Source organism: Anaplasma centrale str. Israel (genome assembly GCF_000024505.1).
In the GTDB taxonomy this organism is placed as follows: domain Bacteria; phylum Pseudomonadota; class Alphaproteobacteria; order Rickettsiales; family Anaplasmataceae; genus Anaplasma; species Anaplasma centrale.
The window spans coordinates 759,104-781,932 of sequence record NC_013532.1 but is presented as its reverse complement, the minus strand read 5'-3'; the positions used below and the strand labels follow the sequence as shown (position 1 = coordinate 781,932).

Below are 22,829 nucleotides of genomic sequence, written 5' to 3'. Positions count from 1 at the left end.
AAAAGAGCTGCCTGCCGCGCAGCAGGATACCACAATCGCATCAGAAAACAAAACGGAGATTAGCAAGGGTGTAGCACGCAAGCACACCTCCGTGCCATGGTTGTTGCACACGCGCAATTGCGGGGACTTTTCTGTTGCCCGGTAAGCCCCCAAAACCGCGCTAAAGACAAAAACTAGGCAGCAGCTACGAAAGCTGTTTCCATGTTGTCGTTAGCGGCAACGAAATCATCGTTTGCACTTATAAAAATGACCCACTTGTACGGCTGGAATTCCCACCGAGCAACGGCAATCCCCTTTATTGCGTCTGTCTATCCTGTTTCATCCCCAAACGAAGCGAAAGTGGAGATGCCGAGCACTGCCCTCGGGTCCAAAACGCCTATTCCAAGAAGCCTTTATTGCCATAGTGAAACCACGGGCAGATTGTATTACCAATGGACGTAGAAGTCAAGCACATGCTGCGAAAACGCAGCAGGACGGTACCGTAACTTAGAAACTTCTCATGAATGCCCACACCAGCACCTAGCACGCGCACAAGCTCCCCGGGTTGGATTCGAACCAACGACACACTGGTTAACAGCCAGCTGCTCTGCCACTGAGCTACCAGGGAACAATGTGAAGCGGGACCATAATACATTTTGTCCCCTCTGGTGTGCAACAAAAACTTGCGCCTTCGGCCCGCACATTTTCCATTACTTCAACATGGTAATTACGGGAGTTCGTATACGCGCCGTCCCACAACACCGTAAGGGTGAAAGTGTGTCTGATAGATATGGATGCTCATGCTAAAATTTGCAATCGTGCACCGCTGAACGCGGAGTATGTGGGATGGATACGTTAGCAAGACCCCACGCTGAGAAGCGCGCCAACGGCACGGACATTACGTGTGCATGAGATTTTAGCCTATAGTGGGGCCGCGCGCCCATCTGCATAGCTAAGAGCCGACAAGGTAGCTCCTGTGCACGCGTTCTCGATTGCGAAGCCGCATTCTCCTGTTACCTCCGGATAGGCGTCACCCCTGGCGCGTAGTCAACAATTCCTGGCTTTATACGTGCAAAACAACAAAGGCCACAGCATACTCGCCATCGTCGCTCAACGAAAGCTCTATATTGTGTTCAGCGCTGCCACTTACAGCGATGCGTGGCTTTCCCAGGGCGTCATTGAATACCGATACGCTCCGCATTTCTATTCCACGTCCGAACCCAAGCCCAACTGCTTTTACGTATGCTTCTTTCGCTGCAAATCTTTTAGCGAAGTGCCTGGCCACGGCGTGTGCATTTTTGTACTGCAGGGAATCACGTATTTCGACCTCGGAAAATGCCCTAGCGGTGAATCTGTTGCCAAACCTTTCCAGCAGCAGCTGCATTCTTCTGACAGATACTAAGTCTACTCCGATACCGACTATCACGCGTGCATCCTTGCAATCAAAGAACCAACGGTGCACTTTTCCGTTACTCCGCTAGCGCGATTTTTCAATTCCACCACTTTGTCCTTTACGAAAGAATTGCCAATAATAACCTGCCAAGGCATTCCCAGTAAGTCCATTCTTGCAAGCTTCACTCCGGGGCTGTCGGCGCTATCATCGTACAACGAGCTATCAGCAAGGGCCGTGTATATGGTCTCCGCGGTTGTTTTGCAATCCCCATTTGTAGCCAGCAAGTTTACTATCCCCACTCTGAAAGGTGCTATAGATTCTGGCCATCTTATGCCCACATCATCATGAAAAACTTCAATAATTGCCGCTACAAGCCTGGATATCCCTATTCCATAGCACCCCATTAGAGCATTATTGCTATTCCCGCTTTTGTCGTGAAACTTCACATTCATTGGGGCAGAATACCTGTCTCCCAGGTAGAAAACGTGGGCAACCTCTATGCCTTTAGAGACTTGTAAATCGTCTGGGTGCACCCCACAATTCTGCGGATCGTGCGCGTCTTCTGTTGCGGCATACACACCAGTAACGTCTTCCATGCTGCAATCGCTCTTCCTGGAGATGTCTAAAGCCTTCCTATCGTGGTACACCGTGCTTTCTCCAGTGGGTACAAGCACATGAAATTCATGACTTGTACTACCTCCAATGGCGCCGCTGTCGGCCTTTGCCGCTATAGCTACTAGCCCAAGACGCCTAAAAATCCTCAGATATGCCGAGAACACATTGCTATACGACCTCATTGCGCTCTCAAAATCAACGTCAAAGCTGTAGGCATCTTTCATGAGAAACTCCCTACAGCGCATAATGCCATGTCGGGGGCGCAACTCATCGCGAAATTTCCACTGCATTTGATATAGACTAATTGGCAGGTCGCGGTAACTCTTTAGCGACGAGCGCACCACATCGGAGATGGATTCCTCATGTGTTGGGCCAAACACCATTTCTCTGCCGCTGCGATCTTGCATACGTAGCATCTCCAACCCATAAGAGTCGTAACGCTGCGATTCGCGCCACAGCTCTGCGGGCTGCACAGACGGCATAAGAATCTCCAAGAAGCCACTTGAATCCATCTCTTCCCGTACGATGCGCTCTATTCCTCTCAAAACTTTGAGCCCGAGGGGCAGCCATGTATAAAGACCTGAGGCGTTCTGCCTAACCAAGCCGGCACGCAGCGAGTACCTGTGAGACGCAACTATGACATCTGAAGACACGTCCTTCATGGTCGGCACGTAGCATTCAGATAGGCGCATAATCAATACCAGCTAACCCACCCCCAGTACCATATACAAATCTTACAGTCAAGATAATTAAGGCTAATGGCCAACTTCTAACACCCTTCTATGGGCGCTATCTACAGCAGCGCCACCACTGGGTTAAAACATGTCCACGCAAAGTGGCACAACACTACAGCAATTCGACGGGTCTGGCACGTGCGGTACGGGCACCGGGATTTTGCACCTTTTGTGAAGCTCTTCTACCACCAGCAGAACTACCACCCAACATACACCCGCATTTTCCTGACTGTATACCAAAAGTTGTGCGGTGATGTCAGCGGTGCAAAAAGTCCTCCATTATCAGCATTGCGGATAGGGCGGCCCTGTATCTTTCATCCTCATAAGCATGGACTTCATTGCCTTTTTCACCATGGCCCCCCGTGGGCGGAACCAAGCTACCATTGAGAATGCCTATTGCCAATGCTTCCGGATGATCTTGAAACAATATGTTGCCATGCATATCTTCCAAGGCTTCTATCATGCCATCATTGGAGTATGCCACCACCTTGTACCCCAGGGATTCCAGCTTCTTGATGTTTTCCGGATCGTTGCTTACTACTCCGCCATGCAGGTCGGGAAAGTACAGGGAAAGCCAGCCGTCTCTGTCCTGGAGTGCATGCTTAGAAACTATGCTTGCCAGCCTACTTCCCGGCACTATCCGCAGCTTGTGAAGGGCAGCGCTGCTACTGTGCGGGTCATCCCCAGACACCGTATGGGATGCAGCTGCATCCCTGTGTGTCAGGTGCCACACTCTCACAACTTTGATGCCCATTGCATGCGCTATTCCTTGTAGCCCTCCGCATACGCCCATAAGCCGCATGTTCGGGTCTTCTCGCACTATTTCGGCGATTGCGGAAGTGACTAGCTGCCGATTGGGGGTGGGAGGGTAAGGCTCTGCGTCTAGGTTATAAAAGTTGCCCGGTATGAATATCCGAGAAATCCCTTCTTTCCTGAGAAAATCCAGAACCTCACGCTTTATGTCAGCTGCATCGAGCTTACGGGCTGTTGTCATGTCTCCTGCAGCCTGATGCAGGGATGCTTTCCTTCTGAGGTTTGCAAGATCCACAATCTTGTTGTAGTCCACACGCACAACACGGGCTCCCATGCGTGTGAGCATATCGGCAATGCTATGGGAAAAGGTAAGCTCTTCCGGGTAGGTTTCCTTCTCGGTCTGTAGGAACCCCACTACAACGCCATTTTTGCTTTCAGGTGCACCTCCCTCACCAGCAAGAAGAGGCGCCATAGGTGACAGCGCAAGACTGCACAACAGTGCGCAGAACGCAACCTTCACGAACTTCGTGACAAGACAACCGTAACGGAACATCCCCCCCCCCCATTGTGACTATACAGCCAAAGCACCAAGGCAGATGAAGACCGGAGGACAAAGGACCCGAAAACGAGCGAAACGTGGCCTGGGCTGGAATTGAACCAGCGCGCAAGGATTTTCAGTCCTCCGCTCTACCACTGAGCTACCAAGCCAAACATGCTGCAAGCGACGCATCATGGACAGTACGTAGCCCGCTCCTAGCCATGCTCATTATATGTGTTAATGGTTGACGTTCAAGGAAAATAAACTTCAAAAATGTAGTAGATAACTCCTGCCCGAGTCAGATATAATCCCCAATCGCCTCCTGTTTTATAGAAGTTGTGGCAATACGGCTAGGCATATATCCCGGAACCTTTGATCCTATTACCTTTGGGCACGTGGATATAATCAAGAGGGCTAGCAACCTGGTCGATGAGCTTGTTATTGCTGTTGCAAAAAGTGTGGTCAAGGAGACCGTGTTTTCTGCGGATGTGCGTGCAGCCATGATAGAGCACGAGATGCAGGCTATTGGCATTAATGCGAAAATTGAGGTCTTTGATGGGTTGCTGACTTACTTCGCTCAGAGCAGGGGTGCTCAGGTTATAATTCGTGGATTGAGGGCAGTTTCTGACTTTGATTACGAGTTTCAGATGAGTTGGATAAACTATAAGCTCGTTCCCGGGGTGGAGACCGTGTTTTTGCCGGCTGCGAAGGATACCCAGTTTATTTCCTCAAGCTTCGTCAAAGAAGTTGCCCGCCTTAACGGGGATGTAAGTATGTTTGTGTCGGAAAACGTGAAAAAGTACCTACTAGAGTTTTACTCCAGAGCTTCCTGCACTACCTGAACACATTGTCCCTGCTGGCGGGGCGGTTTCAACGCAAGTATTACCTGCTGCGTTACTCCGGCTAGGAAGCGATTCCGCGCTCCGATAGGAACTTCTCCGCATCCAGCGCTGCCATGCACCCTGTGCCAGCGGCTACTACGGCTTGGCGATATACTTTGTCGCGCACGTCCCCAGCTGCAAATATTCCAGGGCAGCTCGTTGCAGTGCTGTCAGGAGAGGTGATCACATAACCATCTGGATCTAGCGCCACGTGGCGCCCTGGCATATCAGCCAGTACCTGAGTGTTTGGTTTGTGACCTATTGCTATAAACACACCTGCGGTTTCTAGAATTCTAGTACTTCCGTCTAGTGTGGATTCTAATAACAGTGCACCCACCTTTTTGTTTTCTTTGTCACCCAATACCTCCTTTACCACACTATTCCATACGACTTCGATCTTGCTATTCTCAAACAGTCTGCTCTGCATCACGGCCTCCGCACGCAGCTTGTCTCTCCTGTGAACCAGAAACACCTTGCTGGCGCTCCGAGTTAAGTATATTGCCTCCTCGACAGCCGTGTTTCCGCCACCCACTACTGTGACTACCTCTCCCTTGAAAAACGAGCCGTCACAGGTAGCGCAGGCGGACACACCCTTTCCCATAAAAAATTGCTCACTATCTATACCGAGCCACTTAGCCTGTGCCCCGGTTGCGACGACTATGCTATACGCATAATATTCCTCGCCAAACATACTAGTGCATCTGAACGGATACACATTGGCATCTATTTGAGTTATCTCATCCATTACTTCAGTAGCGCCGCAATGCAGTGCTTGCTGCTTCATGTGTTCCATGAGTTCCGGGCCCTGTACCAGCGAGAACCCTGGATAATTTTCAACATCAGTCGTTATTGTCAGCTGGCCTCCAGGCTGCATTCCAGTCACTAAAAGAGGCCCCAAATTTGCTCTCCCAGCATAGATCGCGGCAGTACACCCTGCCGCTCCAGAACCCATTACCAACACCTTGACGGGAGTTTTAGCTTGCTGTTGTTCCGTCATTCCTGAGGGCCCAGACTATCTGCGTGGGACTGCAAATAGTGCTCAACACCATGCTGAGTTGCTTCCATTGCTGCTTTGCCTTGGGCCCATCCGGCCGGACATACTTCCCCGTGCTTCCTGTGGTGGGCTATTGCATCTATGATTCTTAATACCTCATCGATATTTCTTCCTATTGGCAAGTCATTCACCGAATGGTGGCGGACTATAAAATCCTCATCAATTATTACGGTTGCCCTGAGGGCGACTTTACCGCTATGCAGCACTCCATAGCTCTCCGATATAGTATGCGAGTCATCAGCGACCAGTGGGAAGCTTATCATATCTATGCCCCCCCTCTCTACAGAAGTGCTGCGCCAGTGGCTGTGTGCGAACTCGGAATCCGTACTTATGCCTATGACTTCCGCGTTACGCGCAGTAAACTTGGGTACCCTGCTGTGCAGAGACAGTATCTCAGTAGGGCATACGAAGGTAAAATCTCGCGGATAAAAGAAGAGCACCGCACACTTACCAGCAACATGCTTACTTAGATTAAGGTCACACACCTTGCCGTCAGACATGACTGCCCTGGCGGTGAAGTCTATAGCCTCTTTTGTTACTAAATTCATAAAATCCTCTGCAACAACAACCTTGTGGGATCATACTACAAATATCGTGTGCCCAACAATGAGTTTTTAGCAATTGTGTGTGCTCCAGGTAACCATACTGGTAGGTTGTATTTGCCCAGATGGTTGGGCGCAAATTGCCAACATGCAGCCCTCAGCGTACCAGGTATACAGTTCCATAAGCCAAGATTGTGGAGCGAGTCTCGTTGTTGTTAAAATCTTGCAGCGTGTCTGTATTGCTGTAATAATGATCAGCTCTTTTGTGCTGCTGTATGGCTGTTTTGGGTTTGCAGCGTGCGTAGTCCGTCGGCACCAAGGGCGGCCTTGCTGTGTATTGGGGGGTGTATGTTTCTAATTAGTGAGAGGCTTGGCTGTGTGAGGCCTTCTCCCACTCTGGAGGTTAGTAAACTCGCTGCGGAGCTTAGGTCTCAGGGGGTAGATGTAATATCTCTAGGCGCTGGGGAGCCGGATTTTGATACTCCAGATCACGTAAAAGAGGCGGCAATTGCCGCAATACATGCCGGCAAGACCAAATACGCGCCGGTAGATGGTATACCCGAGCTGAAAGAGGCGGTTGTACGGAGTATTCAGTCAGACTATGGCCTCACGTATTCTACAGATCAGGTGTTAATAGGTTCTGGGGCTAAGCAGTGCATCTACAATTTGTTCATGGCCACGTTGGACCCGGGTGACGAGGTTATAATACCCGCGCCGTATTGGGTTTCGTATACTGACATAGTTAGTATATCGGGTGGGAAACCCGTGGTGGTAGACTGCGGGGAAGAGTTCAAGCTTACTGCTGACCTCCTCGAGCGGGCTATAACGCCAAGAACCAAGTGGCTAATAATTAACTCGCCGTCGAATCCTACGGGTATTGTTTACTCCAGGGATGATCTACGCGCCATTGCTGATGTGCTGTTGAAGCATCCCACGGTTCATGTAATGACGGATGATATATACGCCAAACTTGTCTATGACGTTGAGTTTGTAAATATTTTGCAGGTTGAGAGTGCCCTGTATGATCGAGTGGTCATCGTGAACGGAGTTTCAAAATCACACGCGATGACAGGGTGGCGGATAGGATACATAGCAGGTGATGCACGTGTGATTAAGGCAATGTCCACCATACAGTCTCAGAGCACGACTACCGCGAATTCAATAGCCCAAGTTGCTGCGGTTGCCGCTCTGTCGGGTGATAGCAGCTTTTTGGACGAGCGACGTAAAATATTCTCCAGAAGGCGTGACACAGTAATGAAAGCTGTGGAAGGCTCTAAAGTGCTGAAAGCGCAGCTGCCCCACGGGGCATTTTACGTTTTTGTGTCATGTAAGGGTGCGATTGGCAAAAGGGCAGGGGATGGTGTGATCGCGAATGATACGGATTTTGCAAAGCATTTACTGAGACACAAGGTTGCTGTGGTGCCGGGTGTAGCGTTTGGCGCGCCAGGCTTTTTCAGGATCTCATACGCACTTTCGGATGATGAGTTGTCTCAAGCGTGTGACAGAATAATCTCCGCTTGCGCTGAATTGGCATAGCTGTAGGTGTGCGCATAGATGGGCCGGAATTTGGACTTGTGCAGACAGCCCCGTTGCGGGTTCATACGTTGCGTTGGTGGGGTGCATTTCCTGTGCACGCGAAAATTGGAATGCCACCCAGTGTTGTGAAGCTACTTGTCGTATGGCAGATGCCTGACAGACCGGGAGGGGCTTGGCACAGGCCGCGTGTGTGAGGATGACTAATCAGCGCAAACGAGGTCGGGGCAACCTCGCGGTTGTGGCCAGTTGTGGCCCCCAATCTAGGGAAAGTGGAGGCCTCCCAGCAGCCTCCTGCCCGCATCCTGGAACAGCACCCACACTCACCTAGCTATCGAAAACGTTGGCGGCTATACTCCTTCAAGCAGCTTTCTATTGACCTTTACACGATACTTATCTGTGAGGTGGTTGAGCAACTGCCTCCTAATTGACGATATTGCGCTACCCACGAAATGCGCCTGAAACTCCTTCAGTTCCTTTTCGTTGACTTGACTCGGGGTCTTGATCTCCTTAAGCGTTGCTATGAAAATTTTGTTCATGCTGTGATCAGTCACCCCTTCGCCTACATCTCCTACGCGCATGTTAAACACCTGGTTGACAAGATCCTCCGGATAGTTGGTGCCACCCACCTTTGTTTTACTTACCCTGCCTATATCCTCGCCTTTTTTTGTTACGACACCTGCAAGCTTGCCTAGGCTTTCGCCTGCTCTCAATTTCGTCACAAGGTTGCTGGCAATCTTGCGCATCTCACCAGCCACGAAAGCGTTTTTCCACCTGTCTAGCAACAAATGCTTGCTTTCATCGAAGGTTCTGGCCCGCGCGGGTGTCACGTCCGTTACTATAACACTGAAGTACGCGTTGCCAATGCTAACAAAATGTGAAGGCTTGCCTACCTGAGAAGAAAATGCCAGAGCTGGCAAGGCCTCAACTATGCCAGGGAAGGATGACTCTTCCGCATATGTGTGCCCCTTACCCGTAAGGTCCTGCCCGTTGCTGTCAAAGTTCTGTAAAACACCCATAGTGGGCTTTCTAAACACGCTCTCAACTTCGGAGAACGACTCAGCACCATGACTAATCATCTCGTTAGCTTTCCTGATACCGGCAGAAAATAGCTCTCTAGCTTTCTGCCTTTTTATGCTCGCGGCGACCCTCTCTTTGAGCTTTTTGAGATCTTCCTTAGAGATAGGGTGTCTATTCAAGATTTTCATGATGTGCCACCCTACAACGCTCCGAAAGACCCCACTCACTTCTCCATCGTTCAAGCCAAACACCGCACTCCGCACCTCAACCGGCAGGAGCTCCTTGGTGACGTTCTTCAAGGTGATTGCCTCTACCGTTGTGCCCGCATCCTTCACTACCGCTTCGAAAGTTTTCCCTCCCTTGAGAGCCTGAGAAGCAGCATCTGCTTCGCTCTCACTAGAAAACACGAGATTTAGAACATCTCTCTGGTCATGAAGCTCGCTGTTTTTGATTTCACTCTCCACCTCGTCGTCAGAGGCGGTAACTTCCTCCAGTGCGTCATCCTCGCTAACAATCATGTATTTTGCACTTCTGTATTCGGGCATAACGAGCTCGCCATTTCTGGTGCCTTCGCTGTACATCGCCTCCAGGTCGTTATCGGTGGGTGTTGGTGTGTTTTCCACGGCGCTCGGCGAAATCTCTACCACATCCACTATGCGAGACTGCATAATGCCACGCAGAACGTCCTGCGCAAACCCGTCATAATATTGCGAATATACTGCACCGGACCTTGGGAAGATGCACTCAGACAACATGAATGCAGGAAGAGAGCCACGTACCTTTCCGATATATGAGGCCTCGGTCATCCCGGCATCGGATAGTAAGTCTTTAAACCTGCGCTCGTCCAACTTGCCGCTCTTGTCCTGGAACATAGGCATGTCCCCTATCAGGTCCCTGATGCTCTTGCTGCTTACCCTAAGGCCCAGCTCCCTAGCAAACTTTTCCAGCACCATATCGTCGATCATCCTGTTGAGCGTCATCTCCTTCACGCCAAACCGCCGTATATCATCCTCAGACAACTTCTGGTGCACCAAGCTCTCGATATACGCCAACTCCCCCTGGTAAGCCGTGCTGTATTCCCGGAGTGACAGGCAATTCGAACCCACTTTTGCTACGCATCTATCACTAGCAGTGTCACCAAATGGCAGCACGCTACCGAATGTGACAAACACGAAAGCGCACAACACCGCAGCGAGAACCGCGCCCACGAAGACATTTCTGAGCCTCATAGTAAGCCACCGGCAGATTGACTACGTCGAGGAATATAGCAAGCAGCAACAATCTGCAAGTTTTTTCTAGCGGTACAGCCGGTGGGTATAGGGTGCAATGATAGCGCGTCGATCACTACTAGGTCTCCATAGCTACTGTTTGTTGTGCATACAATGCCGGGGATCGGTCCTCCGATGCCGATTGTGCTGAACTTAGAGTTATGTGTAAGAGCGAGAATAAATCGGGGTAAGTGGAGTTTCTGGTAGTTTGTGTGATAGTTTGTATACAAGAAACTCAGCGGCGGTTCTGGCGTTTGTGCTGTCGGAGCTGTTAAGACAACGGCGGGTAACGTAGCCGTCCTCAGATATCGAGTTACGTTCGGCGATAGCAACGCTGGTGACCGGAAACAACTCACCACTAAACACCTGACTGTACGCACGGCTGTCGTTGGGTAGGTCTACGACGGATAATATATTTTTGTCTGTGGGACCGCATTTTGATATCAGATATGCCTGAAGCTCAAGCAGAGTTACCGCATGTATTGGGATGTTGGTAACTAACTTAAACCCCTGTAGAGCAGCAAGTGAGGCCCTTAAGCCGGTAAAGCTACCCGGTCCGACAGTTGCCACCGCATGAGCAAGGTCAAAGTAAGTGAATCCGGAATCCGCTAGTGCAGAATCGATGAGAGAAAACAAAGACTCGGCATGCCTGTTGTGTAAGGGGCTGACCGCCTCAAAGAATTTCTGTCTGTCTACGTCAAACACCGCAACGGCACACTGGGTGCCTGAGGCATCCAACGCCATAACCTTCACCTACACGCCTCCCTGTGTTGATTTTTTCGAGATTAGTAATTTATGGGCCTTTGTAAACAGTATCGCAAATGCCCCGTTCCCAAAAATGTTTACAAGCGTGATTCCCGGGTCACACAGAACATACAACGTAGTTATGAGGGATGACATAGTAGGGGAAAAGTGGAGATACTTCTCTATTATAGGCAGCATCACTATCACCCCACCTCCAGGTACTCCCACTATTGCGAACATGGATACCAGGAAACAGAGCATGAACAAAACGGCATCAGACGCGGTAACGTACTCCATGCTGCCGAACGTACCCGATATTACTAGTGACATTATTATGATGAAAAAGCAATCTCCCAGCATGTGTATGTTGATTACGGCGGGTACTGCTATATCCACGATATCTGGGTTTTCAGAGTCTTTCTTTACCGATTGCGTAATCAAGGGCAGAGAGATGAGGCTAGACATGGTAGTAAAGCCGACTAGTGCAGCGGGCACCATGTTTTTAAGCATCGACATGGCTTTGCGTATAACAAAGCGCTCACTCACGCAGTAAAATAGGACAATATATGTAGACACCGCAAGGAACATGTAGAACCCCACCTCCGCGTTGTCGCGGAGCACTTGTGACAGCTGGTCACTCTGCATTTTAAATACGAGCCCAACGATGAAAAGAGGAATGATGGGCGTGAAAATCTTCTCCAAGACAAATGCACTGATGCGCGACAAAGTAGAGGCGACCCTTTCTGATTTCTGTGGCAAAAATTTTGGTAAAATCATCCCGCACAGAAATCCCGCAATCACGGCCTTGATCGTACTCACCAGAGGAGGGAGGTGAAACACGTATGAGGGCTCTAGCCCCCCACTTGTTGCTGCACTTTGAAGTACTACGGTTTTGCTGGTGGACGCAATATACTTACCAACACAATACGCCGAAGATATTGATGCTGCGTTTGAGAGCACCACCATGATAAGCAGCAATCCTACTATCTTGGCTGCGTTGCCGCTTTGCAGCCGGCTTACTGATCGAAAAACAATGCCAAACACTATGAACGGCAGCAGGAATACTAGCACTTCCTTTATGGATAAACTTACGGCGTACGAAAAGGATCGGATGCTGTACGGTATGAAGTCCGCAAGCGTGAATGCTAGCAACGAGAGTGCTATCAACAACCCAAACCTTAAGGAGTGTTTATTGAACATATATACCAAATTGCTCAAGAGGCCCCGCATCCGCGCGCATACGCCATTGTATGGGACCGAAACCGCCGATGGTATATTCTAAGTTTATACATGTAAATAAATTTTTGGCTGTTAATCCCAATTTAGTAATATAAAAAACATTTGTTAACGTATGCGACCAGACGCACCCGCTTGTTTGGGCTTTTTCTTCTGATGAAAAAGCAAGTCATGCACTCTTGCAAACAGCACGGAGAATGCTCCGTTGCCAAACACATTTACTGCAGTAATCAAGGGATCGAGTAAAATAAAGAGCGTGGCAGCTAGGGAAAGCATGGTAGGAGAGAAATGCAAATACTGCTCGATGACTGGAAACATCAGTACTAATCCAGTCCCGGCGACTGCAGCCTCAGCAAACTTCATCAGCACTACGTATACCAGGAAATGGACGTAATCGTAGGTTGTCACATCCTCTGTCCCGAGCGTCGTGACCAGCAGCGGCAGCAGCATTACAGAGACGAAACAGTCCCCAAGTAGGTGTATGTTTACGGAACCTGGCACGGATATATCCGCAATTTGTGGATTGTCAGTGCTTTTTTTTACTGCGGCAAGCGTCACCGGCATAGTGAGCAGACTGGACATAGTGCCCAACCCGGTAACAACCGCTGGAAGCATGTTCTTCATCGTCTTCAAGGCTTTCCTTAGGGAGAAACCGCTTCCCACAAAGTACAGCAAGACAGTGTACAGAAACGCGGAGGCGAAAATATACCCCATGACTCCCGCATTGTCTCTCAAGCTGGTTAGGGCCCCTTCGCTCTCCATCTTAAAGGCGGACCCCAGTATGAATACCGGAAGCACAGGTGCAAATATTCGATTAAGAATAAAAACACTCAAATCAGACAATTTTTCAGAGAGAGTTATGGACCTTTTGCCCACTATTGCCGGTAGTATTGCACCGCACGCAAAGCCGAGCGCAAGTGCTTTCGCACTACTGATTAGGGACGGCAAATGGAAAGTGGTATATAGTGGCTCTAGCGTGTGCACGCCCTGCATATCTGGGATCACAGGGTGGGTTGTTGAGGTTGATAAATAGCCTCCTAGGAAGTGTGCTACGGCTACCGATGCAGAATTTGACAGCCCGACCATTGCAATCAACAGTAATAACGTCTTCATGGCGCCGCCTCCCCGCAGCTTGCTGGTGGAGTGAAAAACAATGCTAAAAACCACCAGCGGGAGAACGAACACTAAAATCTCTTTGATAGAAAGACTGGCTGCGTAACACAGGGACTTTACCGTGTATGGCACGGCGTCTGCAAAGCAAAACGCGGCCACCAACACCAGTAGGAGTAGCACAAGCTTAAGCGACTGAACAATAGCCATATACAAAAACAGGAACAACAAACTGGGGGGTAAGCCCCGAGACAGGACGCGCCCTGGACGACTCGAACGCCCGACCTTTTGATCCGTAGTCAAATGCTCTATCCATCTGAGCTAAGGGCGCATCTAAGCAACCGGTAGGTTATAGACTAAACGCGCTCGTGTAAACAAAATTCTTCTAGAGTGGTTTGGCAGGAATTTTGGCAAGGCTTCCGAAAGCAGCTTGTGCTGACTAGACCCGTAACTTGTGCGTTCATAAAACGTGAGGATGCGAGTGACTAAAACGCCAACCATGCACTATTAATGTACGAGATTAACATTCGAGGCGCTACGGCCTATAGTGCCGCAATCAGCTGTGTGTGAAACAGGTGTTCTTAAAAATAAATTTCCAAACGGTTTTAAATAGTTTGTGCGATACACAAAATTATTGCTAACATTCGACAGGGAGTTGCTGATTCTGTGTTTTACTATGCAGTATGTCGGAGTAGGGCGTAGTTCCGGATTGTTCAGGAATGTGAAGATTAACGCTACTAAGCTTGCGAAGTTTAATTCTGCATTCTTAATTCTCTGTGGCGTTGTGTTGTACTGCATGTACCCGCTGTATGAGGCTGATATTGTGCGATTTCGCGCCGAGATGGCGGATTTATATGTCTCTGCCGCGAAGAAGGCTCAAGACACATTTAAGTGGCAGCGCAATTCGAATGCCGTCGCGTGCGATGGCGGCATGACCCAGGATGTAGCCAAGGACACGGACGGAGTGTTGGTTAAAGTCCTTTCCGAGGAAAATGCGCATCTGAAGCGGATGCTAAACTTCCTTTCCTACCACGCACATGTTGATTATGTCACAACGCGTGCAGTTGTTGTGTATGACGGCACAAGAGAGAGTGTTTTTTTGCCCGTGGGGCGCAGAGAAGGAATTCGTGACCAACAGGCGGTTGTGACTAGCCAGGGGTTGATTGGCAAAACTACTGATGTAGGTGAGCATAGTACCAGGGTGTTGCTCATTGCTAACAGAGATTTTCGCGTTCCGGTGACGGTTGTAGAGAGTGGCATAAACGCGATACTGGCCGGTTCGGCAGAAGGCCTTGTGCTCACCCATCTATCTTCTAATAGTGCCGAGCTTCATGATGGTGATTTGGTGATTACCACTGGGAACGGCGAGGGGTTTCCGCACGGAATATATGTGGGGCACATACTGGCTCAGACGAAGGTTGTCACACCCGTAAACTTGCGGGAAATAGGTGTTGTGAGCGTGGTGCGCGCAAAGCAGGTGCAAGGCGAAGATGCTGATTAGTGTGTTGCCCCGTTCCAACGCACAACACAATGGCGTGATCGCGTGAGGCCAACCCAAGCTTTCGGATATTTCGACCACACTGCTAGGGTGACGTCGCTTCGTTCTCCGTGCACGTTGGACCCTAAACGACTGGGGAGCGCGAACTAGTCTTGCTTGAACAACACGTGCGATAGAGCATCCATCTCTTCCAGAACCTTGCCTGTGCCCAGCGCTACGCAGCACAGCGGATTAGATGCAACGGCGACTGGAAGCCCAGTTGTTTCCGCAAGTAAGCGATCGAGATTTTTGAGCATTCCTCCCCCTCCGGAAACCATAATGCCCTTATCCATGATGTCAGAAGACAGCTCAGGAGGTGTGCACTCTAGCGCAACCCGCACTGCAGACACTATCTGCCCCACCGGCTCTATTAGACTCTCGGTGACCTGCCTTTCCGACAAGCATACTTCCTTCGGCACCCCATCGGTGAGATCTCTCCCTTTGACAATGACGGTGTCACCATCTCCCGATTCCGGAGGGCAGGCGGACCCGATACTTTTCTTGATCCTCTCTGCTGTCGTCTCTCCCACTAGGAGGTTGTAATGCTTCCTTATGTATGATGCTATGGCCTCGTCCATAAGGTCCCCCCCACTCCGCACTGAGCGGGAGTATACTATCCCCCCCAGAGATATAACCGCCACTTCGGTTGTGCCACCGCCCACGTCAACGATCATTGATGCCTCTGGTTGAGTCACCGGCATGCCAGCACCGATTGCTGCGGCCATAGGCTCTTCTATCAAAAAAACCTCTCCCGCTCCCGCACCTTCGGCCGCATCCTGTATGGCGCGTCTCTCAACAGGAGTGGAACCAGAAGGCACGCATATCACTACTGTGGGGCTGTTGATGGTTCTGCGCTTGCTGGCATTTCTGATGAAGAACTTTATCATTTCCTCGGCGCCTTTAAAATCGGCAATGACTCCATCCTTCAGTGGCCGTATCGCTTCGATGCCACCGGGAGTTTTCCCCAACATCATTTTCGCCTTGGCCCCGAACGCATAAGGGACGTAATTGCCTCTCTCCTTAAGGATGGCCACTACGGACGGCTCATTTAGCACTATGCCCCTGCCTTTAACGTATACTAGAGTGTTTGCCGTGCCCAGGTCAATTGCCATGTCACTAGCGAAAAGCCCGCTGCAAGACAGGGCATGCACGCACCGATCGAAAAAACTTGCCGCCCGCATGTTTAGGGCATCAGGCAATAGATCTAGACTTACCATAACAATGCACCAAAGTAGGAAATCCACCGCCTACTGCCGCGCAGCCACAACCTGGTGACGGCGCACGCCCGGCGGCACATACATGTACACACATCTATATAGCACATATAGAATCAAAAGCACGCCTTGAGTCCAAATTTTTTATGCTAATAAAGTCATCCAACGCCCTGTTTTTGCTGCGATGAGTTACAAAGGCTGCTAACTTATGGGACGTTAGGACTTAGTTTGGTGGAATCATTGCAGAGTGCAGGGGTGAGGTATGGATGGCTGAACATAGATAAGCCTCTGTACATGAGTTCTGGTGGCGTGGTCGGGAGGATTAGGAAGATTTTTAATTGCAAAGTTGGCCATGCGGGCACGTTAGACCCTCTAGCAACTGGAGTGCTGCCTATCGCTGTGGGTGAGGCGACAAAAACCGTACAATATGCGGTTGATGGGCTGAAGTCATACGTGGCTGCGGTGCAGTGGGGAGCACAGCGCTCTACTGATGATGCAGAGGGTGAGGTTATAGGAACAAGTAGCCTAAGGCCGAGCGCGAGTAGCATAAGGGAGGCACTGGGTCAATTTGTGGGGGACATACAGCAAGTGCCTCCGGCATTTTCTGCGGTTAGAGTGCAGGGAGTCCGGGCGTATAATCTTGCGAGAAAGGGTAAAGCTGTTTCCTTGGCTCCCAAGTCGGTGTGTATTGTTAGCGTAGATTTGTTGTCAGTGGATGAAGAAAAAAACGTTGCAAATTTCCTGATCGTGTGCAGGAGAGGGGTATACATTCGCTCATTTGCGCGTGACTTAGGCATCTCTCTTGGGTGTTTGGGGTATGTTTCCTCTCTGCGGAGGAAAAGTGTGGGGCCTTTCTTGGAAGAAGATTCCATAACCCTGGAGAGGTTAGAGGAACTAGCAAGTGCCAATGCGCTGGATGGAGTACTTCTCCCCATATCGCACGTTATGGGGGCTACTCTAAAATTATGTGTGGATGCGGAGGTGGCAGAGATTGTGCGGAAGGGACAAAGCGTGAGCCTGCAGCACACAAGCTTAAATGGCTTGTACGCCGTTGAGAATTATGATATGTGTTACCTAAGCCAGGTGGGTGGCGTTCCTGTTGCTATCTGCAAGGTTGTAAATGGCACCGCTAGGCCGGTGCGCGTTTTTGATGTCTAAAGTTCTTTATGTAGTAGAGAGGGGGCCCTGCGTTTTTATGTCTATAACACCTACTAGAAAATCTGAATTGATCTCCGAGTACCAGGTTAAAGACGGAGATACGGGTTCTGCGTATGTACAGTGTGCCATTCTCTCGGAAAGGATACGCAATCTGACTGAGCACCTTAAGGTTCATAAGAAGGATTTTCACTGTAGGCGTGGCCTTATGGTGCTTGTTTGTAAGAGGCGCAGGGAGCTTCAGTATGTTAGACGTAAGTACGGGAATGATGCGTATCTGGACTTAGTCAAGAAGCTTGGCATAAGGGATGTATTTCACTGATGTTGTATGTTTATGCGCTGTAGAGGCGCTTTTTAGAGGGTAGGAATTGTTGGTATGTTTGATATAACGAGGAAGTGTGTAGAGTGGGGAGATAGGCTGTTAGTTATTGAGAGTGGCAAGATAGCTCGTCAGGCAGATGGTGCCGTTGTGGTTGATTATGGTGGGACTTCTGTACTGTCGACTGTTGTCTCACAGAAGTCCAAGGAGCCAGTTGATTTCTTGCCGTTGACGGTTCAGTTTCTTGCAAAGAGTTATGCAGTGGGTAGAATCCCAGGTGGGTTCTTCAAGCGGGAAGGTAAGCCTTCAGATAGGGAGACGCTGATCTCAAGGTTGGTTGACAGAAGCATTAGGCCGCTGTTTCCCGCCGGGTTTTGTGACGAAGTTGTGATTGTGTGCAATTTGCTGTCTTACGATCAGGTGAGTCCTCCGGAGACTGTGGCGCTCATAGGTGCAGCGGCGGCTCTGGCCATATCTGGGATACCGTTTTCCACGCCTATAGCCGGTGCGAAGATTGGCTACATAAGGGAAGAGGGGCGCTATATACTAAACCCCTCGGCTGAGGAATTGGCCAGGAGCGAGCTCGACATGTTTTATTCGGGCACCAAGAGCTCTGTGGTTATGGTAGAGTCAGAGGCATCTGAGCTTTCTGAGGATGAAATGCTTGGTGCTTTGACTTTCGGGCACGAGAACTGCACTCAGGTTTTGGATTTGATAGAAGAGTTTGCTGAGGCTGCTGGCCCGAAGGATGTAGCCGAGTTTATTCCACACGATATAGGCAAGGTAGTATCTGGTATAGGGGGTGACCATTCGACGAGGTTTTCGGTTGCTTATGGTGACAACAACAAGAAGACCAGGGTGCTCCAGCTCGATGCTGCGAGGGAGAGTCTATACTCCGATTTGTGCGAGAAACACGTGAGTGACGGTGGGGAGTATACTGAGCAAGAGGTCCTCTTAGCGATCAAAACATTTGAGCGGTCTTTGGTTCGTTCTAGAGTTTTGGACACGCTTAAGCGCGTTGATGGTAGAGGCTTTGACCAGATACGCAACATTGAAATAGAAGTCGATTTAATTCCCAGGTCTCACGGCTCCGCGCTGTTTACCCGTGGTGACACGCAGGCGTTGGTAATAACTGCGCTTGGTACTCCGCAGGATGAACAGGTGGTTGATGGCTTCGATGGAGACCGGAGGGAGAGGTTTTTGTTGCATTACAACTTCCCATCTTATGCGGTTGGTGAGGCTGCAGCGCTTCGTCCCCCAGGTAGGAGAGAAATAGGGCATGGAAAACTCGCTTGGAGGGCTATCCACCCGGTTTTGCCGACAAAGGCGGATTTTCCTTACACCATTAGGGTTGTGTCTGAGATTACTGAGTCCGACGGGTCCTCCTCCATGGCCACAGTGTGCGGCGCATCTCTTGCGCTCATGGATACCGGCGTGCCACTTAAGTCTTCCGTGGCCGGTATTGCCATGGGTCTCATTAAGGAAGGTGACAGATACGCGGTGCTGTCCGACATTATCGGGGACGAAGATCATCTTGGGGATATGGACTTCAAGGTTGCCGGAACCAAGGAGGGTATTACTGCTCTCCAGATGGACATGAAAATACGGGGTATAGGCTTTGACATAATTGAAAAGTCTCTCCAGCAGGCCAGGGATGGTAGGCTGTTCATCATAGGCAAGATGGATAAGGTGATCAAAGAGTCCAGAGAGGGGGTGCGAGACCACGTGCCCAGAATGGAATCCATGATCATTGACAAGAATAAGATCAAGAACGTTATAGGTACCGGTGGGAAGAACGTCAGGGAAATTTGTGAGAAGACTGGCGTTAAGATTGAAATATCTCAAGATGGCACCGTTATGATATACGCTGTGAGTAGGGATGCCGTTGAAGAGGCGAAGAACATGATAATGTGCATAGTCTCTGAGCCTGAGGTCGGTAAGGTTTTCAGCGGTGTGATCAGCGAAATTGCCAAGTATGGTGCGTTTGTCAGCTTCTTGGGTGGCAGAAGAGGGCTTGTGCACATTAGCGAGATAAAAAACGAGCACATAGGTTCAGTGTCCGATGTCCTGGCTGTCGATGATAAGGTGAAGGTTCTTGTTATCGGTATCGATAAGGATCACGTGCAGCTTTCAATGCGTAGGGTTGATCAAGATAGTGGGGACCTTCTAGATTGTGAGCCATATTCCCCTCACAAAAAGGGTGGTACACAGTCTGGTGATGCTGGCGGTACCTCTTCTTCTGGGTTTCGGGAGTATGCTACAGGCCCTGCTAGGGAGAGAAGACGGAGCGGTAGTGGGGGTAGGCCCGCACGTCGTCGCAGTGCTGGAAGTTCTGGCGGCAGTGGCGGATACTACGGTGTTTCTTCGCACGTTGGCGCCTCGGATCCTGTAAATGGTAATGACAGGCACAGGGGTGGGGGGCCGCAGCATGCCTCTGGTGGCAACAAAAAGCCCAGGTTCTTTTAGGCTGAGTGTCCTTCGATAGGAGGCTTGTAAGGCACCGCAGGGCCCGTGCGTGCTTCGCTTCAGCTCCGCTTTTTTTTGAGGTGGCCGCTCTCATTTGTGACAGAGTGGCTATCCTCTTGCGGAATTGTCCTGTCAGCGTGCTGATCTTGGGATGCAGGAATGGCCTTGTGGCCAGCGAGCTGTCGCGCATTTTGCCTGATGGCTCTGGCATAGTTCAGTGTGATGTTTCGCTTGAGATGCTTGCTGGTGTGGGCGGGGGGCTCCTAGTTGTTGCTGACGACGAAGCGCTGCCCTTCAAGGATTGCAGCTTCGACTTTGTCATCAGTAATCTTTCCTTGCATAACGTTAATGATTTGGCCAGGGTGTTTGCACGAGTTCGCGCTATGCTCAGGGGTGGTGGGGCTTTCGTCGCAGCAACCTTTGGCAGTGGGACTCTGTATGGGGTTAAAAAAGCCTTGGCCTCCGCTGAGGGGCTGCGTGTTGCGCCCAGAATCCAACCCTTTCACTCTACCCCCTATATGCTTGAGTGTCTGCAACTTTGTGGCCTTTCCGGGCTTGTTGCAGAAGTTAGTACTGTTGAAATGGCTTATAATAGTCTGTATGACCTATTTCATGGCCTCAAAAATATGGGGGAGGGCAACACCATACGCCGAAATTATGAGCCGCTTAGCAGGAATGTTATGGAACGAGCATGGGGCCTATATAAGCAGTCTATAAACGAGCATGATGCCGCCGGCGCTCCCGTACAATTTGAAATTGTTGTGCTGAAGGGTAACAAGTAGAAGCTGGTGCCACATGTTCTGGATCATGCAGTAAATCGGTGGTCCGGTAGCACGCCCGAGAACCTAAGGAGAATTATTACGTTGAAAGGGGAGAGATAGTGACTTAAACTCTCAAAGACGCTATTTTTGGGCTTGTGGTGGGCGAAAGCACTATACGAAATTTTGCTATTATAGCGCATATAGATCACGGAAAATCTACCCTGGCTGACAGGCTAATAGAGGCTTGTAATGCGCTGTCGGACCGCGATATGAAGGACCAGGTGCTCGATTCCATGGACATAGAGCGGGAACGTGGCATAACTATAAAGGCCCAGACTGTAAGGTTGACGTATGCCGCTAAGGATGGCGTCGTCTACCATCTTAACCTTGTTGACACGCCAGGGCATGTTGACTTTTCATATGAGGTTAGTAGAAGCCTGGCGGCGTGTGAGGGGTCACTACTGGTAATCGATAGCAGTCAAGGGGTTGAAGCTCAGACGTTGGCCAACGTCTACAAGGCGATAGAGAATGATCACGAAATCGTTACTGTACTCAATAAGGCCGATCTCGCGTCTTCTGATCCTGAGAGGGTAAAGTCACAAGTTGAAGAAATTATCGGCTTGGATGCAAGCGGCGCGCTGCTGATTTCCGCAAAAACCGGGATGGGTATTAGTGATGTTTTGGAAGCAATAGTCCACAGGTTGCCGGCTCCTGTTGGGGATGCAAATGCCCCGCTGAAGGCGATTTTGGTCGATAGTTGGTATGATCCATACCTTGGCATTGTTATTTTGCTGCGTGTAAAGGATGGGGTGCTAAAAAGGGGCATGAAGGTGGCTATGCTGTCTACGGGGGCGGTATACCAGGTGGATAATGTTGGGGTGTTTACCCCGAACAAACAGATGGTAGATTCTCTATCTGTGGGTGAAATAGGATTCATCACCGCGGGGATAAAAGAAATAGCAGACTGTAAAGTTGGCGATACCCTGACCGAGGATTCCCGGCGATGTGACAACCCTTTTCCCGGGTTCAGGGCTACGTGTCCAGTGGTCTTTTGTAGCCTATTTCCGGTGGATGCAAGTAGCTTCGAACACCTGCGAGAAGCATTGGGAAAGTTGCAGTTGAATGATTCAAGCTTCACGTTCGATATGGAAAGCTCTACTGCGCTCGGGTACGGCTTTCGTTGCGGGTTTTTGGGCATGCTGCATCTGGAAGTGGTGCAGGAAAGGCTGGAGCGCGAGTTTGATCTCGATCTTACCGCAACCGCGCCCAGCGTCGTGTATAGGGTTACCGACAAGCACCGTGTTACTAAGGAGGTTCATAATCCGAATGATCTGCCTGAGTCCCACGAAATACTTGGGGTAGAGGAGCCTTGGATCGCGGCAACAATTATGGTGCCTGATCAATATCTTGGTTCAATACTTGCCCTTTGCAATAGTAAGCGTGGGGAGAAGGTGGATTTGTCTTACACCGGCAGCATGGCCCTGCTAAAATATCGCCTGCCCCTGGCGGAGGTGGTATTTGACTTTTATGACTCGCTGAAATCCGTTTCCAAGGGATATGCGAGTTTGGATTGGTACGTAGACGGCTACGTGCCAACGGAGATATCTAAACTTACCATTCTTATTAACTCCGAGCCCGTTGATGCGCTGTCGTGCATAATACACAAATCCAAGGTTGAGTCTCGAGGTCGGGAAATATGCGAGAGGCTCAAGGATTTGATTCCCAGACAGCAGTACAAAGTTGCGATCCAAGCCGCTGTAGGGGCGAAAATTGTAGCTCGGGAAACTATATCTCCCTACAGAAAGGACGTAACGGCTAAGGTGTACGGGCGCGACGTGACGAGAAAGATGAAACTTCTGGAAAAGCAGAAGAAGGGAAAAAAGAGGTTGCGGTCTATTGGTAATGTCAACGTTCCTCAAAGCGCGTTCATACAGGCCCTAAAAATGAAGGACTGACTCGCATGAATGCATCGGGCCT

General features: G+C 50.1%; 18 protein-coding genes, 3 tRNA genes and 1 other RNA gene. 8 read left to right on the top strand and 14 right to left on the bottom strand.

Going from position 1 to position 22,829, the window contains the following annotated elements:
- Positions 1-120: 120 nt before the first annotated feature.
- From ssrA to ACIS_RS03335, 6 genes are all read right to left on the bottom strand, one after another.
- Positions 121-452, bottom strand: a transfer-messenger RNA (tmRNA) gene (gene ssrA / locus ACIS_RS05300).
- An 83-nt stretch (positions 453-535) separates the two neighbouring features.
- Positions 536-607 (bottom strand) — tRNA-Asn (locus ACIS_RS03355).
- A gap of 435 nt (positions 608-1,042) precedes the next feature.
- The gene (locus ACIS_RS03350; RefSeq protein WP_012880794.1) at positions 1,043-1,405 is read right to left on the bottom strand and encodes a holo-[acyl-carrier-protein] synthase; all 363 of its coding nucleotides are present in this window, start codon (positions 1,403-1,405) and stop codon (positions 1,043-1,045) included.
- On the bottom strand, positions 1,402-2,679 hold the full coding sequence (gene proS, locus ACIS_RS03345; RefSeq protein ID WP_012880793.1) for a proline--tRNA ligase: 1,278 nt from the start codon (positions 2,677-2,679) through the stop codon (positions 1,402-1,404). Before proS ends, ACIS_RS03350 begins: the two co-directional genes overlap by 4 nt.
- Positions 2,680-2,977: 298 nt before the next feature.
- A complete protein-coding gene (locus ACIS_RS03340) occupies positions 2,978-4,027 on the bottom strand; it encodes a gamma-glutamyl-gamma-aminobutyrate hydrolase family protein (protein WP_012880792.1) in 1,050 nt (349 codons plus the stop codon).
- Between the two features lie 84 nt (positions 4,028-4,111).
- Positions 4,112-4,182 (bottom strand) — tRNA-Phe (locus ACIS_RS03335).
- A 159-nt stretch (positions 4,183-4,341) separates the two neighbouring features.
- Between ACIS_RS03335 and coaD the strand changes: the two genes are divergently transcribed.
- Positions 4,342-4,854, top strand: coding sequence for a pantetheine-phosphate adenylyltransferase (gene coaD, locus ACIS_RS03330; protein ID WP_081440537.1), 513 nt, complete (start codon positions 4,342-4,344; stop codon positions 4,852-4,854).
- Between the two features lie 61 nt (positions 4,855-4,915).
- Here coaD and trxB read toward each other — a convergent pair whose 3' ends face one another.
- Positions 4,916-5,890, bottom strand: coding sequence for a thioredoxin-disulfide reductase (gene trxB, locus ACIS_RS03325; protein WP_012880790.1), 975 nt, complete (start codon positions 5,888-5,890; stop codon positions 4,916-4,918).
- Positions 5,887-6,495: a peroxiredoxin gene (locus tag ACIS_RS03320; RefSeq protein ID WP_012880789.1), complete on the bottom strand. Its 609-nt coding sequence runs from the start codon at positions 6,493-6,495 to the stop codon at positions 5,887-5,889. Before ACIS_RS03320 ends, trxB begins: the two co-directional genes overlap by 4 nt.
- A gap of 342 nt (positions 6,496-6,837) precedes the next feature.
- Here ACIS_RS03320 and ACIS_RS03310 point away from each other — a divergent pair, with 342 nt between their 5' ends.
- Entirely contained in the window at positions 6,838-8,025 is a 1,188-nt protein-coding gene (locus tag ACIS_RS03310) for a pyridoxal phosphate-dependent aminotransferase (RefSeq protein WP_041651215.1), read from the top strand.
- A gap of 347 nt (positions 8,026-8,372) precedes the next feature.
- On the opposite strand, the gene ACIS_RS03305 is transcribed toward ACIS_RS03310, so the two are convergent.
- The 5 genes from ACIS_RS03305 to ACIS_RS03285 all read right to left on the bottom strand — a co-directional run bounded on the left by ACIS_RS03305 (position 8,373) and on the right by ACIS_RS03285 (position 13,731).
- Complete coding sequence (locus ACIS_RS03305; RefSeq protein WP_012880787.1) at positions 8,373-10,271, bottom strand: peptidylprolyl isomerase; 1,899 nt, start codon at positions 10,269-10,271, stop codon at positions 8,373-8,375.
- A 198-nt stretch (positions 10,272-10,469) separates the two neighbouring features.
- Entirely contained in the window at positions 10,470-11,063 is a 594-nt protein-coding gene (gene tsaB / locus ACIS_RS03300; protein WP_012880786.1) for a tRNA (adenosine(37)-N6)-threonylcarbamoyltransferase complex dimerization subunit type 1 TsaB, read from the bottom strand.
- Positions 11,064-12,254 (bottom strand): cation:dicarboxylate symporter family transporter, encoded by a 1,191-nt coding sequence (locus ACIS_RS03295; RefSeq protein WP_041651537.1) that lies wholly within the window; start codon positions 12,252-12,254, stop codon positions 11,064-11,066. It lies immediately after the preceding gene.
- 144 nt (positions 12,255-12,398) lie between these two features.
- Positions 12,399-13,610 (bottom strand): cation:dicarboxylate symporter family transporter, encoded by a 1,212-nt coding sequence (locus tag ACIS_RS03290; protein ID WP_041651212.1) that lies wholly within the window; start codon positions 13,608-13,610, stop codon positions 12,399-12,401.
- Between the two features lie 47 nt (positions 13,611-13,657).
- Positions 13,658-13,731 (bottom strand) — tRNA-Arg (locus ACIS_RS03285).
- A gap of 285 nt (positions 13,732-14,016) precedes the next feature.
- On the opposite strand from ACIS_RS03285, the gene mreC reads away from it, so the two are divergent.
- Complete coding sequence (mreC, locus tag ACIS_RS03280; protein ID WP_012880784.1) at positions 14,017-14,901, top strand: rod shape-determining protein MreC; 885 nt, start codon at positions 14,017-14,019, stop codon at positions 14,899-14,901.
- Between the two features lie 143 nt (positions 14,902-15,044).
- Here the strand turns inward: mreC and ACIS_RS03275 are convergent, their stop codons facing one another.
- Positions 15,045-16,118, bottom strand: coding sequence for a rod shape-determining protein (locus tag ACIS_RS03275; protein ID WP_049756295.1), 1,074 nt, complete (start codon positions 16,116-16,118; stop codon positions 15,045-15,047).
- 273 nt (positions 16,119-16,391) lie between these two features.
- On the opposite strand from ACIS_RS03275, the gene truB reads away from it, so the two are divergent.
- From truB to lepA, 5 genes are all read left to right on the top strand, one after another.
- Positions 16,392-17,309, top strand: a complete 918-nt coding sequence (gene truB / locus ACIS_RS03270) for a tRNA pseudouridine(55) synthase TruB (protein WP_041651533.1) — start codon at positions 16,392-16,394, stop codon at positions 17,307-17,309.
- A 37-nt stretch (positions 17,310-17,346) separates the two neighbouring features.
- Positions 17,347-17,628, top strand: coding sequence for a 30S ribosomal protein S15 (gene rpsO, locus ACIS_RS03265; protein ID WP_012880781.1), 282 nt, complete (start codon positions 17,347-17,349; stop codon positions 17,626-17,628).
- Positions 17,629-17,682: 54 nt separating this feature from the next.
- Positions 17,683-20,091: a polyribonucleotide nucleotidyltransferase gene (pnp, locus tag ACIS_RS03260; protein WP_012880780.1), complete on the top strand. Its 2,409-nt coding sequence runs from the start codon at positions 17,683-17,685 to the stop codon at positions 20,089-20,091.
- A 5-nt stretch (positions 20,092-20,096) separates the two neighbouring features.
- Positions 20,097-20,873 (top strand): methyltransferase domain-containing protein, encoded by a 777-nt coding sequence (locus ACIS_RS03255; RefSeq protein ID WP_012880779.1) that lies wholly within the window; start codon positions 20,097-20,099, stop codon positions 20,871-20,873.
- A gap of 137 nt (positions 20,874-21,010) precedes the next feature.
- Complete coding sequence (lepA, locus tag ACIS_RS03250; RefSeq protein WP_037330989.1) at positions 21,011-22,807, top strand: translation elongation factor 4; 1,797 nt, start codon at positions 21,011-21,013, stop codon at positions 22,805-22,807.
- Positions 22,808-22,829 lie beyond the last annotated feature (22 nt).